General features: G+C 58.7%; 1 protein-coding gene. It reads right to left on the bottom strand.

Features of this window, described 5'->3' with window-relative positions:
- On the bottom strand, nt 1-254 hold a 254-nt coding region (locus tag AC0IYH_RS32785; protein WP_471838542.1), incomplete at both ends, for a hypothetical protein.

Consider the following 254-nt stretch of genomic DNA (forward strand, 5'->3'; position numbering starts at 1 on the left):
TTATAGCGCTGCAACAGCGCGTCGTAGAGTGCCCGATTAGTATCTACTTCTTGCTGGTAGATGTTATACTGGATGCTGCGGGTACGCAGGTCGAGAAAGTTGGATTTTAGCCTTTCGACGCGTGAACGCAATTCCACTTCGCGCAGTTCGGCCGACCGAAAGTCCGCCTCCGTCGATCCCGAGACGCGCGCTTCCTCGCGCGTGATGCTTCGGTCGAGCTGGTCGATCTGCGCCTGGATGGCGCGTGCCGGAGG

The organism is Pseudomonas sp. AC463 (assembly GCF_979253585.1).